This is a genomic window from Serratia sp. Ag1 (assembly GCF_000743355.1).
GTDB lineage: Bacteria > Pseudomonadota > Gammaproteobacteria > Enterobacterales > Enterobacteriaceae > Chania.
On sequence record NZ_JQEI01000035.1, the window covers coordinates 1 to 20,523 of the forward strand.

Here is a 20,523-nt window from a genome sequence, read left to right on the forward strand (position 1 = left end):
GGATCATATCCATATGCTTGTGGAAATCCCGCCCAAAATGAGTGTGTCGGGCTTTATGGGATATCTGAAGGGAAAGAGCAGCCTGATGCTTTATGAGCAGTTTGGCGATTTGAAGTTCAAATACCGTAACAGGGAGTTCTGGTGCCGAGGGTATTACGTTGATACGGTTGGGAAAAATACAGCCAGGATACAAGAATACATAAAGCACCAACTGGAAGAGGATAAAATGGGTGAGCAGTTGTCGATCCCGTATCCTGGCAGCCCGTTTACGGGCCGTAAGTAATCCATAGATGCAAATGTCAGATCGCAATGCGCCTGTTAGGGCGCGGCAGGCAAGAGAGCCTTATAGGCGCATATGAAAAACCTCCGGCTATGCCGGAGGATATTTATTTTCGCGTAAACAAGTCTGGTACCGGGTAGTTGCTGCTGTACCCGGTAATTGAGGGCTCAGGCGTGGGTCGCCGCTTTCATCTTGCGAACAAATTCACCCAGTTTAGCCAGCATTTCTGCCGGTTGTGCCTGGTTTTGCTCAATGATTTTGACGATTGCCGAACCGGATATCGCTCCGGCAGCGCCAGATTGTAGCGCGTCTTGCACCTGCGAGGGTTCGGAAATACCAAAACCCTGCAGCGGTGGTGCCGCGTGATATTCCCGCAATTTGTCCACCAGATGGTGCAACGGCAGTTGTGCGCGGCTTTCCGTGCCAGTGACCCCAGCACGCGACAGCAGATACGTGTAGCCACGGCCATGAGAAGAGATCTCACGCAGCAGGTCGTCGTCGGCATTCGGCGGGCAGATAAAGATCGGTGCGATGCCGTGGCGCGTTGCTGCTGCGCGGAACGGTGCCGATTCTTCAAACGGAACATCGGCGATCAGGACGGAATCTACGCCAACTTCGGCACAGCGCTGATAAAATGCGTCGATACCTTTGTGAAATACCAGGTTGGCATACATCAACAGGCCGATAGGAATCGTAGGGTGTTTCTGGCGGATCGCGCCCAACATCTCGAAACAATGGGTTGGCGTAACTCCAGAGGCGAAAGCGCGCAGGGCAGCCCCCTGGATCGTCGGGCCGTCAGCCAGCGGATCGGAGAACGGAATCCCCAGTTCTAACGCATCGGCACCGTTTTCCACCAGTGTATCGATGATCTGCAGTGACAACGTTGGGTTCGGATCGCCCAGGGTGACAAACGGTACGAACGCACCCTCGCTGTTGCCTTCCAGGCGTTTAAACAGTTGCTGGTAACGTTCCATCAGATTTCTCCCCGAGCTTTCAGAATATCGTGAACGGTGAATATGTCTTTATCACCGCGTCCAGACAGGTTGACCACCAGAATCTGTTCTTTCTCTGGCGTTTCGCGGATCATCTTTAGCGCATGGGCTAAAGCGTGAGAGGATTCCAACGCCGGAATAATACCTTCATGGCGCGATAAGGCTTTGAAGGCTTCCAGTGCTTCATCATCGGTAATTGACACATATTCCGCGCGGCCAATACTGTTCAGATAAGCATGCTGTGGCCCGACGGAAGGGAAGTCCAGCCCGGCAGAAATAGAATAAGACTCCTCGATCTGCCCTTCGGCGGTTTGCATCATTGGCGATTTCATGCCGAAGTAGATGCCGACATGGCCGTGTTTCAGTGGTGCGCCGTGCTGACCGGTTTCGATACCTAAGCCTGCCGGTTCAACGCCGATCAGGCCCACGCTGGCGTCGTCGATAAAGTCGGCAAACATGCCAATGGCGTTGGAGCCACCGCCAATGCAAGCCAGCACCGCATCTGGCAAGCGGCCTTCGCGCTCCAGCATTTGGGCTTTGGTTTCTTCACCGATCATCCGCTGGAATTCACGCACGATAGTGGGGTAAGGATGCGGGCCTGCGGCAGTACCAAGCATGTAGTGGGCTTTTTCGTAAGTGCCAGACCAGTCGCGCAACGCTTCGTTACAGGCATCTTTCAGCGTGGAAGAACCACTGTGTACCGGGATCACCTCAGCCCCCATCAGGCGCATACGGAATACGTTCGGCGACTGGCGCTCAATGTCTTTTGCGCCCATGTAGATACGGCATTTCAGCCCGAGCAGCGCACAGGCCAGCGCTGAAGCTACGCCATGCTGGCCTGCGCCAGTTTCCGCAATAATCTCGGTTTTGCCCATGCGTTTGGCCAGCAGCGCTTGGCCCAGCACCTGGTTGGTTTTGTGTGCACCGCCGTGCAGCAAATCTTCACGCTTCAGATAGAGCTTGGTTTTGGTGCCTGCGGTCAGGTTTCTGCACAGCGTCAGGGCGGTTGGGCGTCCCGCATAGTTTTTCAGCAGATCGATAAATGCGGCCTGAAACTCAGGATCGCGCTGGGCGCTGACAAAGGCCTCTTCAAGTTGTTTCAGGGCCGGCATCAGAATTTGTGGCACATACTGACCACCAAATTCACCGAAGTAGGGGTTAAGTAGCGTCATGATGTTTCCCGTTGTTATCTATTAAATTATGTGCGCGATTAATAAGCGCGCAGAGCCTGGAACACCGCCGCCAAACGCGTGGCATCTTTAATGCCGGGCTGGCTTTCTACACCGGAATTAAAGTCAAGGCCCGCACACCCCAGTTGGGCTGCGGCTGCACAGTTGTCTGCGCTTAACCCACCGGCCAGCATCACATTACTCAAGGTTTCCCCTTGCAGTAACGCCCAGTCGAAACGTACTCCAGTACCACCGGCACCGTTATCCAGCAGATAACGGTCAACATGCAGCAGATCGCGCGCGGGCAGGCGATCTTTCACGCTCAACGCTTTCCATATTTGGCAGGAAGCGGGCAGCTTGGCGCGCAACGCACTGATGTAAGACTGATCTTCTGCCCCATGCAACTGCACAGCATACAGACCAAGGGCTTCGGCAGTGTGTACCAGGGTATCGATCGGTGCGTCGCAGAATACGCCGACGTATTTCAGCGGCGCACTGGCCACCACTTCGCGGCCACGGGCGATGTCGATGCAGCGCGGTGAACGGCCAACGAAGATCAGGCCACCGTAGTTGGCCCCGGCCTGATAGGCAGCAGCGGCATCTTGCGGGCGGGTCAGGCCGCAGACTTTATTGTCACCGAGGATCACCCGGCGCACGGCACTGCGCAGATCGCTTTCCGACATCAGTGCGCTGCCGATCAGGAAACCATTGGCAAAGTGGCTGAGTTCACGGATCTGGCCGTAGTGATTGATCCCGGATTCGCTGATGACCGTAACGCCCTGCGGCACTTGCGGGGCCAAGATGCGGGTGCGATTCAGATCGATAGAGAGATCGCGCAAATCGCGGTTATTGATGCCAATCACTTGGGCGCCAAGTTGCACCGCGCGCTGTAGCTCCTCTTCACTGATCACTTCGGTCAGCACGCCCATATTCAGGCTATGTGCCACGGTAGCTAACTGACGATACTGTTCATCATTTAACACCGATAACATCAACAGGATGGCATCAGCCTGGTAATAGCGCGCCAGATAAATCTGGTACGGATCGATCATAAAGTCTTTGCACAAAACCGGCTGCGTGACGGTTTTGCTCACCAGCGGCAGAAAATCGTAACTGCCCTGGAAGTATTTCTCGTCGGTAAGCACGGAAATCGCCGAGGCGAAATCTTTGTAGACCGAAGCGATTTCCACCGGGTCAAAATTATCGCGAATCAACCCTTTAGAAGGAGAAGCCTTTTTACATTCAAGAATAAATGCCGTCTGGTTTCCCTGCAGAGCCTGGTAAAAACTACGGCTGCTTGGGACAATATCATTCTGAAAACTTGTCAGTGGCTGTTGTTGGCTTCGTGCCGCGACCCATTGCGCTTTATCACGAACAATCCTGTTGAGCACGGTTTCCTGCATTACTTATCCTCTTGCTGCTAAAGCGGTAACGCGGCCATAAGCCTGCCCGCTGCGAATCATGTCCAATGCCTGTTGCGCGTTGTGGCGCAGATCTTCTTGTCCGAATAGCTTTAGCAGCAACGCTACGTTGGCGGCAACCGCTGCAGCGTGAGCTGGCTCACCGTTACCTTGTAACAACCTTGCCAGAATGTCACGGTTTTCTTCCGGTGTGCCCCCCAGCAAAGCATCCAGCGCATAACTTTCCAGGCCAAAGGATTTTGGCGTCAACTGATAGCTTTCGATCTCACCATTATTCAGCTCGGCCACGTGAGTAGTGGTGTGGATGGCGACTTCGTCCATCCCACCGCCATGCACTACCGCTGCGCGCCGATAACCCAGGACGCGCAAGGTTTCGGCAATCGGCAACACCAGTTCTGGGCTGTATACCCCAATCAGTGCCAACGGAGGGCGAGCCGGGTTAATCAGCGGGCCAAGCACGTTAAATACCGTGCGGGTTTTCAACTGCTGGCGCACTGGCATGGCATGGCGAAAACCGGTGTGGTATTGCGGTGCAAACAGGAAGCACACGCCAAGCTCATCTAACGCCCGACGGGATTCTTCGGCTGGCAGATCCAGGCGGATGCCGAATGCTGCCAGCAGATCAGAAGATCCAGAACGGCTGGAAACGCTGCGATTGCCGTGCTTAGCGATTTTGGCACCGCAGGCGGCGGCAACAAAGGCGCTGGCCGTCGAAATATTAATGCTGTTGGTGCCGTCGCCACCGGTACCAACGATGTCTGCAAAATCATAGTCTGGCCGTGGGAACGGCAGTGCATCAGCCAATAACGCTTTGGCCGCCCCTGCGATCTCCTCAGGGCTCTCGCCACGGATCTTCATACTGATCAGGGCTGCAGCCAATTGGCTCGGCTCCAGTTCACCGCGCACAATCGCGCTGAACAGTTGTTGGCTTTCCTGCTGGTCCATCGACTCTGATCGATACAGCTTTTCAAGAATAGGTTGCATGGTCATTTTCTCTCGATTATTTCGCCAGAGCCCAGGTCAGAGTCTGTTCAAGCAGACGTGCGCCATGGGTAGTCAGAATTGATTCAGGGTGGAACTGGAAGCCACAGACGCGATGCCGATCGTGACGAACCGCCATCACCATATCTCCGAAGCGGGCGTTGACCACGAGTTCGGCAGGAGTATTACTGCCGACCAATGAGTGGTAGCGCGCGACCGGCAGCGGATTAGGCATACCGGCAAACATGCCTTGGCCATCGTGAGTAATGGCGGAGGCTTTGCCGTGCAGGATCTCACCGGCTTGGCCAACGTGGCCGCCGTAGGCTTCAACAATCGCCTGATGTCCAAGGCAGATCCCGATAATCGGCATCTGGCCGCGTAACCGTTGCAACAGTTCTGGCATACAGCCAGCGTCTGCTGGGGTGCCGGGGCCGGGGGAGAGCATCAACACCGGTTGTTGCATCTGCTGAAGCCGCTCAATGATGATGTCAGCGGCAATCTGGTTGCGGTAAATCACTACCTGATGGCCACTGGCACGCAGTTGGTCAACCAGGTTGTAGGTAAAGGAATCGATATTATCGAGCAGTAAGATATCGGCCATTAGAACACCTCCTTGGCCTGATGCGCGCTGGCGATAGCACGCAGCACGGCGCGTGCTTTATTACGGGTTTCATCGGCTTCAGCCTGGGGAACGGAGTCCAGTACCACACCGGCACCGGCTTGCACGGTAGCTATACCGTCCTCAACATAGGCCGAGCGGATGACAATACAGGTATCGAGATCGCCGTGAGCGGTGAAATATCCCACTGCACCGCCGTAACTGCCACGGCGCGAACCTTCGGATGCGGCAATCAACTGCATGGCGCGGACTTTCGGTGCGCCGCTCAGGGTGCCCATATTCATGCAGGCCTGATAGGCATGCAGGACATCAAGATCGGCGCGCAGGGTGCCCACCACGCGGGAAACCAGATGCATCACAAACGAATAACGGTCTACTTTGGTTAAATCTGCCACATAGCGGCTGCCAGCTTCACAGATGCGGGCCAGATCGTTGCGCGCCAGATCGACTAGCATCAGGTGTTCAGCCAGCTCTTTATGGTCGGTGCGCATTTCCAGTTCGATACGGCTGTCGAGATCCAGATCCAGAGAGCCGTCAGCGCGGCGGCCACGTGGGCGGGTACCGGCGATTGGGTAAATTTCGATCTGGCGGTTGGTAGCATCGTATTTCAGCGCGCTTTCTGGCGAAGCACCGAACAGGGTGAACTCGTCGTCCTGCATGAAAAACATATAAGGGCTTGGGTTGCTGTCTTTTAGCGTCTGGTAAGCCGCCAACGGGGCTGGGCAAGGCAGTGAGAAGCGGCGTGAAGGCACCACCTGGAAAATTTCGCCATGACGGATGGCCTGCTGCAGTTCGCTGACCACGGCACCGTATTCTTCGTCGCTCTGATTGCAGCTTAATTGCATGTCTTCCAGCTTTTGCTGGGGAATGGCTTGGGGGGCCTGCTGCAATTGCGCCTGAATCTGTTCGAGGCGCTGCTGTAAACGCAGTGCTTCATGGTTGTCGCCAGTGAATACGCTGGCCTGCAAGCGGGCAACGCCGCATTGATGATCGAGAACCAACAGGGTTTCTGCCAGATAGAAGCAGAAATCAGGGCAGCGCTGATCGTGGCGCAACTCCGGTAAATCTTCAAAACCGGCAACCAGATCGTAAGCAAACAGGCCACCGAGCAGCATGGCTTCACGTTCATTGGCTGGAGCGTCGACCAGCGTCAGCAGTGTACGCAATGCGTCGAAAACCGACAGCGAACGCAGGCGTGCATCTTCATCCTGCACGGCGTTGATGGCTGGGAAGGTCAATTCGCGGCTGTTAGGGCGCACCAGAATCTGTACTTCGGCGGGTAGCGCTTGATCCAGCAACGGCAGCAGCGCCGCACCATTAATGGTTAATGCCTGAATAGTCACTTTACGGCCTAGCGCGGTGATGCGCAGGGCGCTGTCGATAACCAGCAGGCTTTTCAGATTTTGTTTGCTGTTGATCTCTGCCGATTCCAGCAACAGGGTAGCCGGACGTGCTCCACACAATTGGTGGAAAATGGCCGTTGGATCGCCCCGATACCCGGCTTGCGCCGTGAGTAGCTTAAGTTGTGGTTTGATGTTCATCATCAATGCTTCCAGTTAAATTTTTTCCGTAAAAAAGCCCGCGTTATCAGCGGGCTTAGGGAGTCTGCAGTGTCGGATGACAGGTATGCGCGATTACTCCGCCCGTGTAAGGGAGGTGCGCCACCAACGAAGAAGAGGAGTTTGCTTAATCATTTTGTGCTCTCTTGATTATCATCCGGCACGGTCATTACCGTGAACTTGTGTACTAGTAAACTAGTTCGGGAGTGTAAAGTCAACCTTTTCCTACACAAGAGCTTAACTTTAGGGGAAAACCACCGGCGGAATAGATTTCCGTCCAAGCCTGCATAACGGTTATGATAGAAAGCCAAGTCATTGCAGGATATTTCTTTTGACAGACAGCAACCCACAGTCTTCCGCCTTTACCTTGTACGATCTCCATAGCCATACCACAGCTTCCGACGGTTATCTGACGCCGACGCAATTGGTACAGCGGGCGGTTGAAATGCGGGTTGGCGTGTTGGCGATTACCGATCATGACACTATAAGCGGTTTAGCAGAGGCCACGGCGGCGATCGCGCAACTGGCATTGCCCCTGCAACTGATCAACGGTGTGGAGATTTCGACCCTGTGGGAAAACCATGAGATTCATATCGTTGGTTTAGGGATGGACATTGCACATCCTGCATTAAGCCAGTTGCTGGCCGAACAGACGCAGCGCCGCAACCTGCGGGCGCAGGAGATCGGTGTGCGGTTGGCCAAAGCACGCATTCCCGATGCTTACAGCGGAGCACAGCAACTGGCGGGGAGCGGAGCGGTTACTCGCGGCCATTTCGCGCGTTATCTGGTGCAAACCGGTGTGGCAGATAATCTGGCACAGGTGTTCAAGAAATACCTGGCTAAAGGGAAAACCGGCTACGTTCCACCACAGTGGTGTACAATAAAACAAGCTATTGATGTGATTCATCAATCCGGCGGGCAAGCCGTGATGGCGCACCCAGGCCGCTATGAGTTGACAGCCAAGTGGCTCAAGCGTTTATTGGCACACTTTGCCGAAAATGGCGGGGATGCTATGGAAGTGGCACAGTGCCAGCAGGCACCGCATGAACGCACGTTGCTGGCTAAGTATGCGCAGGATTACCGACTATTGGCGTCACAGGGTTCTGATTTTCATCAGCCCTGTTCGTGGATTGAATTGGGGCGGAAGCTGTGGCTGCCCGGTGGTGTTGAGCCGGTGTGGCGCGACTGGCCGCCGCAGCCGAAAACAGTGGCCCAATAAGCTTTCGTGTTGCCAGCATGTATCATTTTCAGGAGTAACAGATGAGCCAGTTATTTTATATTCACCCGGATAATCCGCAGCCACGCCTGATTAATCAGGCCGTTGAGGTGCTGCGTAAAGGGGGAGTGATCGTTTATCCAACGGATTCTGGCTACGCGCTGGGTTGCAAGTTGGAGGAAAAGTCAGCAATGGAGCGGATTTGTCGCATCCGTCAGTTGGATGGCAACCATAACTTCACGCTGATGTGCCGCGATCTGTCTGAATTATCAACCTATGCGTATGTGGACAACACGGCGTTTCGGCTGATCAAGAATAACACGCCGGGCAATTACACCTTTATTCTGAAAGCCACTAAAGAAGTGCCGCGCCGCCTGATGAACGACAAGCGCAAAACCATCGGCCTGCGCGTGCCTTCGAATCCAATTGCTTTAGCGTTGCTGGAAGTGCTCAACGAGCCGATGATGTCGACCACGTTAATGCTGCCAGGCAATGATTTTGCTGAATCGGATCCGGAAGAGATTAGCGAGCACTTGGGTAAACAGGTGGATCTGGTGATCCACGGGGGCTTCCTCGGCCAGCAACCGACCACGGTGATCGATCTGACCGAGTCCGCGCCTGAAGTGGTGCGTGAAGGGGCGGGCGATCCTGCTCCCTTTCGATAAACTACCCGACGAAGGCGATTCCAACCCAGGACAAAGCCTGTATAATGGGCGGTTGATTTTAACCAAATGATTACTTTTGTGGCTACGTTCCAGTTTGAGCGGGCCGCAAAATCTCCCCGACGCCTGTGAAGGCGACACTAGAGGTTGCTCAATGAGCGAAAAGTTACAGAAAGTGTTAGCGCGTGCCGGCCATGGTTCGCGTCGTGAAATCGAAACCATGATTGAAGCTGGCCGCGTCAGCGTCGATGGCAAAATTGCCAAGTTGGGCGATCGCGTCGAAGTGAATCCAGCGATGAAAATTCGTATGGACGGTCACGTTGTCTCTATCAAAGAAGCGGAAGAAGCCGTGTGCCGCGTGCTGGCGTATTACAAGCCGGAAGGTGAGCTGTGTACACGCAACGATCCCGAAGGCCGCCCAACGGTGTTCGATCGTTTGCCCAAACTGCGTGGTTCACGCTGGGTGGCGGTAGGGCGTTTGGACGTTAATACCTCTGGCCTGTTGCTGTTCACCACCGACGGTGAATTGGCCAACCGCCTGATGCACCCAAGCCGTGAAGTTGAGCGCGAATATGCGGTACGCGTGTTTGGCCAGATTGATGACGAGAAAATCAAGCAACTGAGCCGTGGCGTACAGTTGGAAGATGGCCCCGCAGCTTTCCGCACGATCAGTTTTCAAGGCGGTGAGGGGATTAACCAATGGTATAACGTCACCCTGACCGAAGGGCGCAACCGTGAGGTTCGTCGCTTGTGGGAAGCGGTTGGCGTTCAGGTTAGCCGCTTGATTCGTGTTCGCTACGGCGATATCGATCTGCCTAAAGGGTTACCGCGTGGTGGCTGGACAGAATTGGATTTAAAAGCGACTAACTACCTGCGTGAACTGGTGGAATTGCAACCAGAAACCGTCAGCAAATTGCCCGTTGAACGGGAACGCCGCCGTGTGAAAGCCAATCAGATCCGCCGCGCAGTGAAACGTCACAGCCAGGTTGCCAGCGGCAATCGCCGTGGTGCGCCCGGTAGCAAACCGGCAAAGCCGGCTAAACGCAGTTAATATCCCCCCGGTAGCCCTGCCCAAACGGTGGCGGGGCTAGCGCATTTTGTTACCAGTCGATTCCTTGCTGCGCTTTAATCCCTGCGTCAAACGCGTGCTTCACTGGGCGCATTTCGGTTACGGTATCCGCCAGCTCCAGCAAATCACGGTGGCACGCCCGCCCGGTGATGATCACGGTCTGATGGGCAGGGCGCTGATGCAGGGCTTCCAGCAGCTCTTCCAACGCCAGATAGCCGTAGCTCACCATATAGGTCAACTCATCCAGTAACACCAGATCCAGATTGCTGTCAGCCAGCATACGTTTGCCATGCTGCCAAACGGCCTGACAGGCGGCGGTATCACTCTCTTTATCTTGAGTTTCCCAGGTAAAACCGGTTGCCATGACCTGGAACTCTACTCCGTGCTGCTGCAACAGGTTTTTTTCACCGTTTGGCCACTGGCCCTTGATGAACTGAATTACGCCCGCTTGCATACCGTGCCCAACGGCACGTGTGACCGTACCGAATGCTGCAGTGGTTTTACCTTTACCATTGCCGGTAAATACCATTAACAATCCGCGTACTTCCTGAGCGGTGGCAATACGTGCATCCACTTGCTCTTTCAAACGTTGTTGACGCTGTTGGTGACGATCTTCAGCCATGTAATGGCGCTCCTTATTCAGCTGCGCCGGGCTTGCGGTTAGGTTGAGCATCGAAACTGATACCGGTTTTACGGCGGCTGTCATCCCCCATCAGATACAGATATAACGGCATGATGTCGGCTGGAGTTTTCAGCTTATTTCTGTCTTCATCGGGAAAGGCAGATGCACGCATTTGTGTGCGAGTTCCACCCGGATTGATGCAGTTTACCCGCAAATTATGCGTTTTATACTCATCGGCCAAGACCTGCATCATGCCTTCGGTTGCGAATTTGGAAACCGCATAAGCTCCCCAGTTGGCACGGCCCATACGCCCCACGCTGGAACTGGTAAAAATCAGCGAACCCGAGCTGGACTTCAGCAACAACGGCAGCAACGCCTGAGTCAGCATAAAGGTGGCATTCACATTGACCTGCATCACCTGGTTCCAGGTCGTCAGTGAAAGCTCTGCCATGGGGCTGAGCTCACCCAGCAACCCGGCATTGTGCAGCAAGCCATCAAGGCGTGGCACTTTGGCGATTAACTCGTTGGTGAGTTGCTGGCATTGCTCGGGGGTGACATGCAATAAATCCAGCGTGATAACGTGGGCCGGTGCGCCGCCGCCAGCGGCAATTTCTTCCTGTACCGCGCGCAGTTTGCTCTCGGTGCGCCCCAGTAATATCAGTTGCGCGCCAAATCGTGCGTAAGTCAATGCCGCTTCGCGACCAATGCCGTCGCCAGCGCCGGTCACCAGGATAATGCGTTGATCAAGCAGATCGTGTTTAGGTTGGTAGTGCACAATAGCTCCTCGCGCAGGGAGTGACGATGGTTTTGAGGGTATATACCCAAAATGGATCGCATTTTCAATCAATAGCCCGCAGAATCGTCAGACCTACAAGGAATTTTCATTTGACCGCGACAACTCGCAATTGGTTAAAATGAGCCGAGTAAAATTAACGAACTGTAACTAAAGGCGGAATCTGTGGAGTTTATATCTATTTATGGCCTTTTTCTGGCCAAAGTTGCCACGGTGGTGATTGCTATTGCTGCACTGGCATTGCTGGCTGTCAGCCTGGGGCAGCGCAAGGGGCAGCAGAAAGGAGAATTGCAGCTTACCGATCTGGGTGAGCAGTATCGCGAAATGCAGCGTGAAATGCGTTTGGCTCGCATGGGGGCTGCAGAGCAGAAGTCATGGAGCAAGCAGTTCAAAAAACAGAACAAAGCCGATGAAAAACTGAAAAAGCACCGTGCCAAGTCGGGTGCGGTGGAAGCCAGCAAGGTTTGCCTGTATGTGCTCGATTTTAAAGGCAGCATGGATGCCCATGAGGTCACCTCACTGCGCGAAGAAATTTCCGCTGTGCTGGCCGTGGCGACGCCTCAGGATGAAGTGCTGCTGCGCCTGGAAAGCCCTGGTGGTGTGGTGCACGGTTATGGTTTGGCCGCCTCGCAGTTGGAGCGTTTCCGCAAAAATGGCATCCGCCTGACGGTAGCGGTAGACAAAGTGGCCGCCAGCGGTGGCTATATGATGGCCTGCGTAGCCGATCGCATTGTGGCGGCTCCGTTTGCCATTATCGGCTCAATCGGCGTGGTGGCTCAAATCCCTAACTTCCATCGCTTGTTACAGAAGAATGAGATCGACGTTGAGCTGCATACCGCAGGGCAATTCAAACGTACATTGACGCTGTTTGGTGAAAATACCGAACAAGGTCGCGAAAAATTCCGTGAAGAACTGAACGAAACGCATGAACTGTTCAAGCAGTTTGTCAGCCAGCAGCGGCCTTCATTGGATATCGACAGCGTGGCGACGGGAGAACACTGGTTTGGTTCACAGGCAAAAGACAAAGGGCTGATTGATGCGGTGGGGACCAGCGACGAGCTGTTGATCGCCGAAATGGAAAATCATGACGTAGTCGGCGTGCGCTTCACTCGCCGTAAACGCCTGCTCGATCGTTTTACCGGCAGTGCGGCAGAAAGTGTTGATCGCTTGCTGCTGCGCTGGTGGCAGCGTGGTGAGAGGCCGTTGCTCTGAGTGTCTATTACGGGGGCTTTGGCCCCCGTTTTTGATGCCTAACTGACCAGATGATATTTCTCGGAAAGTACGTGGGCTAAATGCTTAAACATATTAAATACCGCCGTGGTTTTTGCGGTGGGCAAACCCTCTGCGTCCAAAAAGAATTCCCCACGGAAAACCAGAACGTGACTTTTTTGTTCAACATCGGTGGCAACCATTCCGTCCAGATAATCTTCGTGTTGGCGGATGATGTTATTGGCTTCTGCCAGTAAAGCGTTTCGTTCAATAGGCTGCGTCGTCGCTCGCATTTATTACACTCCAGACAAAAAAATCCTGCGGGTATTGTAACGCCGGTTCGCGTTTAGCCGCAAACCGACTAAGGTTTAATTGCCGTACAGAGGGTTCAGTGGCCGGCTGTGGTTGGCGAAATATCGCTTTCCGTGCTAATTAAGTTGCGTGTCGCTTTTTATCAGGTACAGTGTGGGATTTTGTAGCTGCCTGTGGAAGGTTTTGTTTACACTTTGTGGGGGCCCCGCGCGGCTTTGCTTCTGGGTACAGGCGTAGGCAAACAAGAGCGGCAATTTGCGGTCAAGTTGAGCAATCGGGTAATCATTAGAAAAAACAGGTTGACCTCTCGCCAGAGTACCTCAATATAAAAAGAGATACGAATTGCCGCACTACGGCGAAACAAATGGCTTCTTTTTAGAAGAAATAAAATTAGGTAAAGGTAAATATGGGCAAAGCTCTCGTAATAGTTGAGTCCCCGGCAAAAGCCAAAACTATTAATAAATATTTAGGAAGTGACTACGTGGTGAAGTCCAGCGTCGGTCATATCCGTGATTTACCGACCAGTGGATCAGCCAGCAAAAAGAGCGCTGAATCAACCGAAGACAAAGCCAAAAAGAAAGTTAAGAAAGACGAAAAGACGGCGCTGGTGAATCGTATGGGCGTCGATCCTTACCATGGCTGGAAGGCGCATTACGAAATTTTGCCAGGTAAAGAAAAAGTTGTCGCCGAGTTAAAAGCGTTAGCAGAAAATGCCGACCATATTTACCTCGCAACCGACCTTGACCGCGAAGGGGAAGCCATTGCATGGCACCTGCGGGAAGTGATCGGCGGGGATGAAAAACGCTTTAGCCGTGTGGTGTTTAACGAAATTACCAAAAACGCTATCCAACAGGCGTTCACAGCTCCAGGTGAACTGAATATTGACCGGGTTAACGCACAACAGGCGCGTCGTTTTATGGACCGCGTAGTGGGTTATATGGTCTCGCCGCTGCTGTGGAAAAAAATCGCGCGTGGCCTGTCTGCAGGGCGCGTGCAATCGGTGGCAGTGCGTCTGGTCGTGGAGCGTGAACGCGATATCAAGGCGTTTGTGCCGGAAGAATATTGGGAATTGCATGCCGATCTGCTGGCGAAGAACGATGTTGCGCTGCAGATGGAAGTTACCCATGCCCACGATAAACCGTTCAAACCGGTTAACCGTGAGCAGACCCATGCGGCGCTCAAGCTGCTGGAAAAGGCGCGCTATACGGTTCTGGATCGTGAAGATAAACCGACCAGCAGCAAGCCTGGCGCACCTTTCATCACCTCAACGCTGCAACAGGCTGCCAGTACCCGCCTGAGTTTTGGCGTGAAGAAAACCATGATGATGGCGCAGCGCCTGTATGAAGCGGGTCATATCACCTATATGCGTACTGACTCCACCAACCTGAGCCAAGATGCGCTCAACATGGTGCGTGGGTACATTGGCGACAATTTCGGGGATAAGTACTTACCGAAAGCCGCTAATCAATACAGCAGCAAAGAAAACTCGCAGGAAGCGCACGAAGCGATCCGTCCTTCTGATGTCAACGTGTTAGCTGAACAGCTAAAGGATATGGAAGCAGATGCGCAGAAGCTGTATCAACTGATCTGGCGTCAGTTTGTCGCCTGTCAGATGACGCCTGCGCAATATGACTCCACCACCTTGACCGTGAAAGCCGGTGATTTCCAACTGCGTGCCAAGGGCCGAACGTTGCGTTTCGACGGCTGGACCAAAGTGATGCCTGCGCTGCGTAAAGGCGATGAAGATCGTACCTTGCCGTTTGTTGAAGTCGGCACGGATTTACAATTGCAGAAACTGATCCCAAGCCAGCACTTTACCAAACCGCCTGCGCGTTATAGTGAAGCATCGCTGGTAAAAGAACTGGAAAAGCGTGGCATTGGCCGCCCATCCACTTATGCGTCGATTATCTCGACCATTCAGGATCGTGGTTATGTGCGGGTTGAAAGCCGCCGTTTCTACGCAGAAAAAATGGGGGAGATCGTTACCGATCGCCTGGAAGAGAACTTCCGCGAACTGATGAATTATGATTTCACCGCGCGGATGGAAGATGGTCTGGATCAGGTTGCTACCAATCAGGCAGAGTGGAAAGCGGTGCTTGATGAGTTCTTTGCTGAATTCAGCGAACAACTGGAAACGGCGGAAAAGGATCCGGAAGAGGGCGGCATGCGCCCGAACCAGATGGTGATGACCAGCATTGATTGCCCGACCTGTGCGCGCAAAATGGGGATCCGCACCGCCAGCACCGGCGTTTTCCTCGGTTGTTCAGGCTATGCGCTGACACCGAAGGAGCGCTGTAAAACCACCATCAATCTGGTGCCAGAAACAGAAGTACTGAACATTCTGGAAGGGGATGATGCGGAGACCAACGCCTTGCGTGCTCGCCGCCGCTGCCAGAAATGCGGTACTGCGATGGACAGTTATCTGATTGATAACCAGCGCAAGCTGCACGTCTGTGGTAATAACCCTGCCTGTGACGGTTACGAAATCGAAGAAGGTGAATTCCGCCTGAAAGGCTATGACGGCCCGATTGTGGAATGTGAGAAATGCGGTTCTGAAATGCATCTGAAGATGGGGCGTTTCGGTAAGTACATGGGTTGTACCAACGACACCTGTAAGAATACCCGCAAAATTCTGCGTAACGGTGATGTGGCACCACCAAAAGAAGATCCGGTGCCGTTGCCAGAACTGCCTTGCGAGAAATCAGACGCTTACTTTGTGCTGCGTGATGGTGCTGCGGGCGTGTTCCTGGCGGCCAACACCTTCCCGAAATCGCGCGAAACCCGCGCACCATTGGTAGAGGAACTACAGCGCTTTAAGGAACGTCTACCAGAGAAGCTGCGCTATCTTGCTGAGGCACCGGCCACCGATGCCGAAGGCAACAAAACCATGGTGCGTTTTAGCCGTAAAACCAAGCAGCAATATGTCTCTTCAGAGAAAGACGGTAAAGCCACGGGCTGGTCGGCTTTCTATGTAGATGGCAAATGGGTTGAAGGTAAGAAGTAAACCGCCATTTTAACCAGATGAAAACCAGCCCAATGCGGCTGGTTTTTTTTGTATTCAGAAAACCCCCAGCTAGGCTGGGGGTTCCGTAAAGCTTCCAGCTTTGAGTCGGCTCTTTTAATGGCCAGTAACGCTTGTGGTCAGGTAGCAACAAAGCACCTCTGGAGATAGATAAGCCGCTAATAGTTGATGAGAAAGGCTTAGCGCATACCCGATGAATGAGAGAAGTCCCCACACGTTACTTATTCAGTGTCTTGGGGGGTAAGTACAAAGGAAACTGTCATATGCGCTAAGGAAGATATGTGTATAGAAAGATGTGATGGTAACTACAGTCGCCCTTACATTGATGTAGCCCGTTTACGGGCAGTAAGTAACAGAAGTAATGCAAATGTGAGGTAGTCATGCGCCTGTTAGGGCGCGGCAGGTAAGAGAGCCTTACAGGCGCATATGAAAAACCTCCGGCTATGCCGGAGGATATTTATTGGCTCAAGCGGTGTTGAGCCGATTATTAGCCGCTTTTGTCTATCTTGAAGAACGGCTTCTCATGCGAAATAATCGTTTGCGTACCGTGGTGAGGGGCTACACATGATGCTTCAACATGATATAGTGGTTATATAAAATTATTTCTTATCACTAAAGTTTATTAATAACGGCGGTTTCTACAGCACTTGGACGTGGTCGAAATAACTGTATTTTTGGGTTTGTGACTTTCAGCATATCGGAGCGATACCGAGATACCTGGCTGCGGCAATCCGCAGTGTTTAACCTAGGATGGTATAAGATATGAAATTGCAGCAACTGCGTTACATCGTAGAGGTGGTAAATCATAACCTGAACGTTTCTTCTACGGCAGAAGGCCTTTATACCTCTCAACCGGGTATCAGTAAGCAAGTGAGAATGCTGGAAGACGAACTCGGCATCCAGATTTTTGCCCGCAGTGGAAAACATCTCACGCAGGTGACCCCAGCCGGTCAGGAAATTATTCGTATTGCCCGCGAAGTGCTGTCGAAAGTGGATGCGATCAAAGCCGTGGCTGGCGAACATACCTATCCAGATAAAGGTTCACTTTACGTTGCCACTACGCACACTCAGGCACGTTATGCATTGCCTAATGTGATCAAGGGCTTTATCGATCGTTATCCACGCGTGTCGCTGCATATGCATCAAGGATCGCCAACGCAGATTGCCGAAGCGGTCTCTAAGGGTTCCGCAGATTTTGCCATCGCGACCGAAGCGCTGCATCTGTACGACGATTTAATCATGCTGCCTTGTTACCACTGGAATCGCGCAGTGGTTGTGAAGCCCGATCATCCATTGGCTGGAAAGAGCCACATTACCATTGAAGAGCTCGCGGCTTACCCCATCGTGACCTATACCTTTGGTTTTACGGGCCGTTCGGAGCTGGATACCGCTTTTAACCGTGCTGGGTTGACGCCACGCATTGTGTTTACCGCCACCGATGCCGATGTGATTAAAACTTACGTGCGGTTGGGGTTGGGGGTTGGGGTGATTGCCAGCATGGCGGTCGATCCAGAGCAGGATCCGGATCTGGTTACCGTGAACGCGAGCGATATCTTTACCTACAGCACGACCAAGATCGGTTTCCGCCGAAGTACCTTCCTGCGCAGTTATATGTATGATTTTATTCAGCGTTTTGCACCACACTTGACCCGCGACGTGGTGGATACTGCAGTAGCACTGCGTTCGAATGAAGACATTGAAGCCATGTTCAAAGACATCAAACTGCCAGTGAAGTAACTTCTCCTGCAGGCTGGTATTTTGCTAGCCTGCTTTTCTCCCCGCCATCCTTCCTTCTTATCGACATCGCTGCTTGCCAATCACGCTGTTATGAAAATGTTAAAACCAAGTCTGTGTTATCTTTAAACAGACCTTGGTCATTACCCTGTTTTGACCTAACAAAATGGAGGGAGTTATGACACCTAATCTTCGTGAAACAAGTAGGGATAAGCTGGTCGTGCTGGATAGTGAATATGACTACTACAGCCTACCATTGGCGGCCAGAGCGTTAGGCGATATTGAGCGGTTGCCGAAATCAATGAAGGTGCTGCTGGAAAACCTGTTGCGCCATATAGATGGCGACACGGTGCAGCAGGACGATCTACAGGCGATCGTCACTTGGCTGCAAACCGGCCAGGCCAAGCGTGAAATTGCCTATCGCCCGGCACGGGTCTTGATGCAGGATTTTACCGGCGTTCCGGCAGTGGTGGATTTGGCGGCGATGCGTGAAGCGGTACAACGTCTGGGGGGCAACGTTGCTCAGGTTAATCCGTTATCGCCGGTTGATTTGGTGATTGACCATTCAGTCACCGTCGATGAATTTGGTGCTGACGATGCCTTTGCTGAGAACGTGCGGATCGAAATGGAACGCAACCATGAGCGTTACACGTTCTTGCGTTGGGGGCAGAAAGCGTTCAACCGTTTCCGCGTAGTGCCGCCGGGCACTGGCATTTGCCATCAGGTTAACCTGGAATATCTGGGGCAGACCGTTTGGCATAGCGAAGAGAACGGCAAGCGCGTGGCTTACCCGGATACTCTGGTTGGCACAGACTCTCATACCACCATGATTAATGGTCTGGGTATTCTTGGTTGGGGCGTTGGGGGGATCGAAGCGGAAGCCGCGATGCTAGGCCAACCGGTGTCGATGCTGATCCCAGACGTTGTGGGTTTTAAACTTACCGGCAAACTGAGCGAGGGAATCACCGCCACCGATCTGGTGTTAACCGTGACCCAAATGTTGCGTAAACACGGGGTAGTGGGCAAGTTTGTTGAGTTTTATGGCGATGGGCTGGCTGACTTGCCGCTGGCGGATCGTGCCACTATTGCCAATATGTCACCGGAGTTCGGGGCGACCTGCGGTTTCTTCCCGGTGGATGAGGTTACTCTGGGCTATTTGACGTTAAGTGGCCGCAGCGCCGAGCAGATCGCACTGGTAGAGGCTTATACCAAAGCACAAGGCATGTGGCGTAACCCGGGCGATGAACCCGTTTTCACCAGCACTCTAGCTTTGGATATGTCGACGGTCGAAGCCAGCCTGGCCGGGCCGAAGCGCCCACAGGATCGCGTGCCGTTGCCACGGGTGCCACAAGCGTTCAATGCGGCTACTGAATTGGAGCTAGATGGCCGAAAAGGCCAGCAGCCTGGCGGCCATTCGCATGAACTGCAATCCGGTGCGGTGGTGATTGCAGCGATTACCTCTTGCACCAACACATCTAACCCGAGCGTAATGATGGCCGCTGGCCTGCTGGCGAAAAAAGCGCTGGAGAAAGGGCTGAAAACCAAACCTTGGGTGAAAACCTCTTTGGCCCCTGGTTCCAAGGTGGTTACCGAATATTTCAACAGCGCTAAGCTGACGCCGTATCTGGAGGCATTGGGTTTCAATCTGGTGGGTTATGGCTGTACCACCTGCATTGGCAACTCAGGGCCGTTGCCTGAACCTGTTGAACAGGCCATCAAAGCTGGCGATCTGACCGTGGCGGCTGTGCTGTCTGGCAACCGCAACTTTGAAGGGCGGATCCATCCGTTGGTGAAAACCAACTGGCTGGCCTCGCCACCACTGGTAGTGGCGTATGCACTGGCGGGCAATATGAAGATCGACCTGACCAAAGATCCGCTGGGAGAAGGGCACAACGGTAAGCCGGTTTATCTGAAAGATATCTGGCCGACCAGTCAAGAGATTGCTCTGGCGGTGGAAGAAGTCCGTACCGAGATGTTCCACCAGGAATACAGTGAAGTGTTTAATGGTGATGCAAGCTGGCAGGCGATCCAGGTCACTGGCTCAGCGACCTACCAGTGGCAAGCCGATTCGACTTATATCCGCCATCCGCCATTTTTCAGTACCATGAAAGCCCAGCCAGATCCGGTGCAGGACATTAAGAATGCCCGAATTCTGGCCATCCTCGCCGATTCAGTTACCACCGACCACATCTCGCCTGCGGGTAATATCAAGCCTGATAGCCCGGCAGGGCGTTACCTGAGCGAGCACGGTGTGGCAGTGAGCGACTTCAACTCTTACGGTTCACGCCGGGGCAACCACGAGGTGATGATGCGCGGGACTTTCGCCAATATCCGTATTCGCAACGAAATAGTACCGGGCGTTGAGGGGGGATATACCCGCCATTTTCCGTCTCAAAATCAGATGTCGATCTATGATGCAGCCATGCAGTATCAACAAGATCAGGTGCCTTTGGCGGTGATTGCCGGTCAAGAATACGGTTCAGGTTCCAGCCGCGACTGGGCGGCGAAAGGCCCGCGTTTGTTAGGTGTGCGAGTGGTGATTGCTGAATCTTTCGAACGCATTCACCGTTCTAACCTGATTGGCATGGGCATTCTGCCGCTGGAGTTTCCGCAGGGGATGACGCGTAAAATACTGGGGTTGACGGGAGAAGAACAGATCAGCATCAGTGATTTGCAGGCTTTGAAGCCGGGTCAGACGGTGCCGGTGCGTATCACTTATGCTGATGGCCGACATGAAGTGGTAAATACCCGTTGCCGTATTGATACTGGCAATGAGCTTACCTATTACCAAAACGACGGTATTCTTCATTATATGATCCGCAAAATGCTGTAGAAACCTTGAGGGCACCATTTAGGTGCCCTC

16 protein-coding genes, 1 pseudogene and 1 other annotated feature are annotated in these 20,523 nt (G+C 53.4%); of the genes and pseudogenes, 8 read left to right on the forward strand and 9 right to left on the reverse strand.

The window, feature by feature from the left end; translation table 11 throughout:
- A pseudogene (gene tnpA / locus IV04_RS19520) lies at positions 1-283 on the forward strand (IS200/IS605-like element IS1541A family transposase); the annotation flags it as partial.
- A gap of 164 nt (positions 284-447) precedes the next feature.
- Here the strand turns inward: tnpA and trpA are convergent.
- From trpA to IV04_RS19550, 6 genes are read right to left on the reverse strand one after another with little or no spacing between them, the layout of a single operon-like run.
- Complete coding sequence (gene trpA / locus IV04_RS19525) at positions 448-1,254, reverse strand: tryptophan synthase subunit alpha (RefSeq protein ID WP_037399107.1); 807 nt, start codon at positions 1,252-1,254, stop codon at positions 448-450.
- Positions 1,254-2,447, reverse strand: a complete 1,194-nt coding sequence (gene trpB, locus IV04_RS19530) for a tryptophan synthase subunit beta (protein ID WP_197062174.1) — start codon at positions 2,445-2,447, stop codon at positions 1,254-1,256. The genes trpA and trpB overlap by 1 nt, the downstream gene beginning before the upstream one ends.
- Before the next feature lie 35 nt (positions 2,448-2,482).
- The gene (trpCF, locus tag IV04_RS19535) at positions 2,483-3,844 is read right to left on the reverse strand and encodes a bifunctional indole-3-glycerol-phosphate synthase TrpC/phosphoribosylanthranilate isomerase TrpF (RefSeq protein ID WP_037399113.1); all 1,362 of its coding nucleotides are present in this window, start codon (positions 3,842-3,844) and stop codon (positions 2,483-2,485) included.
- 3 nt (positions 3,845-3,847) lie between these two features.
- Positions 3,848-4,846 (reverse strand): anthranilate phosphoribosyltransferase, encoded by a 999-nt coding sequence (gene trpD / locus IV04_RS19540; RefSeq protein WP_037400005.1) that lies wholly within the window; start codon positions 4,844-4,846, stop codon positions 3,848-3,850.
- A gap of 16 nt (positions 4,847-4,862) precedes the next feature.
- Positions 4,863-5,444: a gamma-glutamyl-gamma-aminobutyrate hydrolase family protein gene (locus IV04_RS19545; protein ID WP_037399117.1), complete on the reverse strand. Its 582-nt coding sequence runs from the start codon at positions 5,442-5,444 to the stop codon at positions 4,863-4,865.
- On the reverse strand, positions 5,444-7,006 hold the full coding sequence (locus tag IV04_RS19550; RefSeq protein WP_037399118.1) for an anthranilate synthase component 1: 1,563 nt from the start codon (positions 7,004-7,006) through the stop codon (positions 5,444-5,446). Before IV04_RS19550 ends, IV04_RS19545 begins: the two co-directional genes overlap by 1 nt.
- Before the next feature lie 25 nt (positions 7,007-7,031).
- Positions 7,032-7,135, reverse strand: a sequence feature (Trp leader region).
- 217 nt (positions 7,136-7,352) lie between these two features.
- Here IV04_RS19550 and IV04_RS19555 point away from each other — a divergent pair.
- From IV04_RS19555 to rluB, 3 genes are all read left to right on the forward strand, one after another.
- The gene (locus tag IV04_RS19555; protein WP_037399120.1) at positions 7,353-8,240 is read left to right on the forward strand and encodes a PHP domain-containing protein; all 888 of its coding nucleotides are present in this window, start codon (positions 7,353-7,355) and stop codon (positions 8,238-8,240) included.
- Positions 8,241-8,281: 41 nt separating this feature from the next.
- Positions 8,282-8,902, forward strand: a complete 621-nt coding sequence (locus IV04_RS19560) for an L-threonylcarbamoyladenylate synthase (RefSeq protein WP_037399123.1) — start codon at positions 8,282-8,284, stop codon at positions 8,900-8,902.
- A 151-nt stretch (positions 8,903-9,053) separates the two neighbouring features.
- Positions 9,054-9,950, forward strand: coding sequence for a 23S rRNA pseudouridine(2605) synthase RluB (rluB, locus tag IV04_RS19565; protein ID WP_037399126.1), 897 nt, complete (start codon positions 9,054-9,056; stop codon positions 9,948-9,950).
- Positions 9,951-9,999: 49 nt separating this feature from the next.
- Here rluB and cobO read toward each other — a convergent pair whose 3' ends face one another.
- Both cobO and IV04_RS19575 read right to left on the reverse strand, forming a co-directional pair.
- Positions 10,000-10,590 carry a cob(I)yrinic acid a,c-diamide adenosyltransferase gene (cobO, locus tag IV04_RS19570; RefSeq protein ID WP_037399128.1) on the reverse strand — a complete coding sequence of 197 codons (591 nt, stop codon included), beginning with the start codon at positions 10,588-10,590 and terminating at the stop codon, positions 10,000-10,002.
- Positions 10,591-10,603: 13 nt separating this feature from the next.
- A complete protein-coding gene (locus tag IV04_RS19575; protein WP_037399130.1) occupies positions 10,604-11,365 on the reverse strand; it encodes a YciK family oxidoreductase in 762 nt (253 codons plus the stop codon).
- A gap of 183 nt (positions 11,366-11,548) precedes the next feature.
- On the opposite strand from IV04_RS19575, the gene sohB reads away from it, so the two are divergent.
- Positions 11,549-12,595: a protease SohB gene (gene sohB / locus IV04_RS19580; protein WP_037399133.1), complete on the forward strand. Its 1,047-nt coding sequence runs from the start codon at positions 11,549-11,551 to the stop codon at positions 12,593-12,595.
- A gap of 38 nt (positions 12,596-12,633) precedes the next feature.
- Here the strand turns inward: sohB and IV04_RS19585 are convergent, their stop codons facing one another.
- On the reverse strand, positions 12,634-12,885 hold the full coding sequence (locus tag IV04_RS19585; RefSeq protein WP_037399134.1) for a YciN family protein: 252 nt from the start codon (positions 12,883-12,885) through the stop codon (positions 12,634-12,636).
- A 425-nt stretch (positions 12,886-13,310) separates the two neighbouring features.
- Here IV04_RS19585 and topA point away from each other — a divergent pair, with 425 nt between their 5' ends.
- The 3 genes from topA (at position 13,311) to acnA (ending at position 20,493) form a co-directional block, all read left to right on the forward strand.
- Positions 13,311-15,908, forward strand: coding sequence for a type I DNA topoisomerase (gene topA / locus IV04_RS19590; RefSeq protein ID WP_037399137.1), 2,598 nt, complete (start codon positions 13,311-13,313; stop codon positions 15,906-15,908).
- Positions 15,909-16,688: 780 nt separating this feature from the next.
- Positions 16,689-17,663 carry an HTH-type transcriptional regulator CysB gene (gene cysB / locus IV04_RS19595; RefSeq protein ID WP_037399140.1) on the forward strand — a complete coding sequence of 325 codons (975 nt, stop codon included), beginning with the start codon at positions 16,689-16,691 and terminating at the stop codon, positions 17,661-17,663.
- Positions 17,664-17,838: 175 nt separating this feature from the next.
- Positions 17,839-20,493, forward strand: coding sequence for an aconitate hydratase AcnA (gene acnA, locus IV04_RS19600; RefSeq protein ID WP_037399142.1), 2,655 nt, complete (start codon positions 17,839-17,841; stop codon positions 20,491-20,493).
- The last annotated feature ends 30 nt before the right edge of the window (positions 20,494-20,523 follow it).